Origin of the sequence: Nonomuraea zeae (assembly GCF_005889725.1) — a bacterium.
In the GTDB taxonomy this organism is placed as follows: Bacteria; Actinomycetota; Actinomycetes; order Streptosporangiales; family Streptosporangiaceae; genus Nonomuraea; species Nonomuraea zeae.
In genome coordinates this window covers 1-3,035 of the sequence record NZ_VCKX01000571.1, presented here as the reverse complement: position 1 = coordinate 3,035, position 3,035 = coordinate 1, and the positions used below count along the sequence as shown (strand labels likewise).

Below are 3,035 nucleotides of genomic sequence, written 5' to 3'. Positions count from 1 at the left end.
ACTCAACGGAGATCCAGTGGACGACGGATGGTTTGGGAAGATCACCCGTTCTACCGGATCTCCGTTCTCATGTCTTGATCACCAAGGGCCTCGCAGATCCAGACCCAGCCCTAACTAACCGGCATTGGGGCTAGCGGTCCGCCTTCAGGAGCACCGGCAGGCGTTCCGGGCCGTTGACCACGATCGAGTCCAGGAGCTTCGCCTCGCCGTCCGGCTCGACACGTACCGACCGGTCGAGCAGCTCGCCGTACAGCAGGCGCAGCTCCACCCGGGCCAGGACGCTGCCGAGACAGAAGTGCTCGCCGAAGCCCAGAGCCAGGTGCCGGTTCGGGCGCCGCCGTATGTCGAAGGCGTCCGGGTCGTCGAAGACGCGCTCGTCGCGGTTGGCCGACGGCAGCCAGAACACCACCTTGTCGCCGGGCTCGACGGCCTGGCCGTGGATCTCGACCGGCCGTACCGCGGTGCGCATGATGTGAGTGGCGGTGGACGTCCACCGCAGAACCTCCTCCACCGCCGACGGCAGCAGGCCGGCGTCGCCGGCGAGCGCCTGCCACTGGTCAGGGTGCTCGAGGAACGTGAGCATGCCGCCGGCCGCCGCGATCCGCGTGTTCTCGGTGCCGCCCACCAGCAGGTTGTCGCAGTTGAGTATGACGTCGTCCGGGCTGAGCCGCTCGCCGTCCACCTCCGCCGTCGCCAGCACGCTCACCAGGTCGTCGGCCGGGTTCGCGGCCTTGTCCGCCTGCAGGGCCTCGAAGTAGCCGAGGATCTCCAGGTGGGCGAACCTGCGGGTGAGCGGGTCGCCGGCGGCGAACGCCTGGCTGGTCAGCTCGTACAGGTGCTCCCAGTCCGGTTCGGGGACGCCCATCATCTGGCAGATCACGTACAGGGGTACCCGGGCGGCGACGTCGGCCACGAAGTCGACGCTGCCGCGTTCGAGCGCCCGGTCCACCACGCCGCGCGTGATGTCGCGCATCTCCGGCTCCAGCGCGCGGATCGAGCGGACCGCGAACCACTCGTCCACCAGCGCCCGCAACCGGCGGTGCCGCGGCGGATCGGTCAGCGCCAGCGTCCGCCCGCCTCCCGGGTCCGCGCCGTGCTCGGCCGGGCGCAGCAAGATCCCCCGCGCCGAGCTGAACGTCTCCGCGTCCCGGTACGCCGCGCGCACGTCGTCATAGCGGGTCAGCGACCAGAACCCGGGCAACTCGGCCGGCGGCTGCCAATGGACCGGCGCGTGCTCGCGCAGCCAGCGCCATTGCGCGAACGGGTCGCCGTGTGAGTAGAGTGCGGGATCCACCAGGTTGATATGCGGCGGCGCTGACATTTCCGCCATGCCGGTGCCTCACATTCTTTTTCCTTTCCGGTGGTCGGCCGACCGCCGGACGCCTTACCGTGTCAGGGCCTTTCTCAGCCCGTCAAGCGTGCCTTTTACGCCGCTCGGGGGCGTACAACTGCGGCGGTGAAGCAGTTGAACGGCGGCGTTGATCCCGCGCCCGGCCCCGGGCCATAGTGGGCGGCGCGCGAATCCCGAATTGCATCGCCTTGATATTTGGCTGTGCGCGCGCACGTGAACGGATTTCCGGCCGGAGAAGGCTTGGCGCACGGCCGCCCGTCCAGCCGGCGTGTCGAATGAATTGGGGTGCTTCGGAATGGCTGCAGCTCACGGCGAACTCCGCGAACTGATGTCCGGCCAGCTCGCCATGTGGTACGCCCAGCGATTCGCGCCGGACAACTGGAGCTTCCGCATCGCGGAGTACATGGAGATCCGCGGCGAAGTCGACCTCGCGCTGCTCGAACGGGCGGCGCGCCGGCGGCTGGAAGAGGTCGAGACCTTCCGGCTGCGCTTCCGGGTGATCGACGGCGTCCCCCTGCAGTACGTGCACGACGCGCGCGACTATCCCGTACCCGTCATCGATGTCAGCTCCGAGCCCGACCCGCGCGCCGCCGCCGAGGAGTGGATGCGCGCCGACCTGCACCGGCCCGTGAACCTCGAAGGCGGCAGCCTGTCCGCCACCGCGCTCATCCGGCTCGCCGACGACCTCGTCTACTGGTACTCCTCGGTCCACCACTGCGCCATGGACGGGCAGGGCGGCGTGCTCATCGCGACCCGGGGCGCGGAGCTGTACACGGCGTACTTGGAGGGCCGTCCGGCCGAGGACGGGGCCGTGGAGCCGGTGTCGGTGCTGTTCGACGCCGACCGGGCCTACCGCGAGTCCGCCGACTTCGAGCAGGATCGCCAATACTGGCTCGACCGGCTCGCCGACCTCCCGATCGTGACGGCCGGCGGCTCGAACCGGATCCGCCGTGCCCAGCAGGCCCCTCTCCGGTACACCGACGACGTCACCCCCTCGGAGGCCGCCGGGCTGAAGACGGCCGCGCGCCGCCTGCGGACCAGCCTCGCCGGGTTGTCCATCGCCGCGGCGGCCCTCTACCAGCACCGGATGACCGGGGAACGGGACGTCGTCATCGGCATCCCCGTACGCGCCCGCGCCGGCAGACGGGAGATGGCGATCCCCGGCATGACCTCGAACATCCTGCCGCTGCGTCTCACCATCGACCCCGGCACCACTGCCGCCGACCTGCTCCGGCAGACCGCCCAGGCGATCAGGGAAGGGCTGCGGCACCAGCGCTACCGCTACGAGGACATGCACACCGACCTGCGGGTCGCCGAGGGCGAGCTGTGCGGGCTGCTGGTGAACGTCATGTCGTTCGACTACGACCTGCGCTTCGGCGACTGCGCCATCACCGCGCACAACCTGTCGACCGGGACCGTCAACGGGATCCGGATCGACCTCTATGACCGGTCGGGACTGCAGGTCAACGTCGATGTGAACCCGGACCTGCACGACCTGGACGCGGCGGCCGACGTGTCGCGGCGGTATCTGAGCATGCTGCGCTGGCTGGCGGGCGCCGCCGGCGAGGACCGTGTCAGCGGGGCGGAACTCCTCGACGACGAGGAACGGCGCCGGGTGGTGGAGGAGTGGAACGACACGGGTGCGGAGGTGCGGTCGGGGTCGTTGGTGGGGTTGTTTGAGGAG

2 protein-coding genes are annotated in these 3,035 nt (G+C 69.9%); one reads left to right on the top strand and one right to left on the bottom strand.

Features of this window, described 5'->3' with window-relative positions; translation table 11 throughout:
• Positions 1–130 precede the first annotated feature (130 nt).
• Positions 131–1,330 carry a cytochrome P450 gene (locus ETD85_RS61265; RefSeq protein ID WP_138698935.1) on the bottom strand — a complete coding sequence of 400 codons (1,200 nt, stop codon included), beginning with the start codon at positions 1,328–1,330 and terminating at the stop codon, positions 131–133.
• Between the two features lie 316 nt (positions 1,331–1,646).
• Between ETD85_RS61265 and ETD85_RS61260 the strand changes: the two genes are divergently transcribed.
• Positions 1,647–3,035 (top strand): condensation domain-containing protein (locus tag ETD85_RS61260; RefSeq protein ID WP_240780163.1); only part of this gene is annotated, 1,389 nt, incomplete at its 3' end.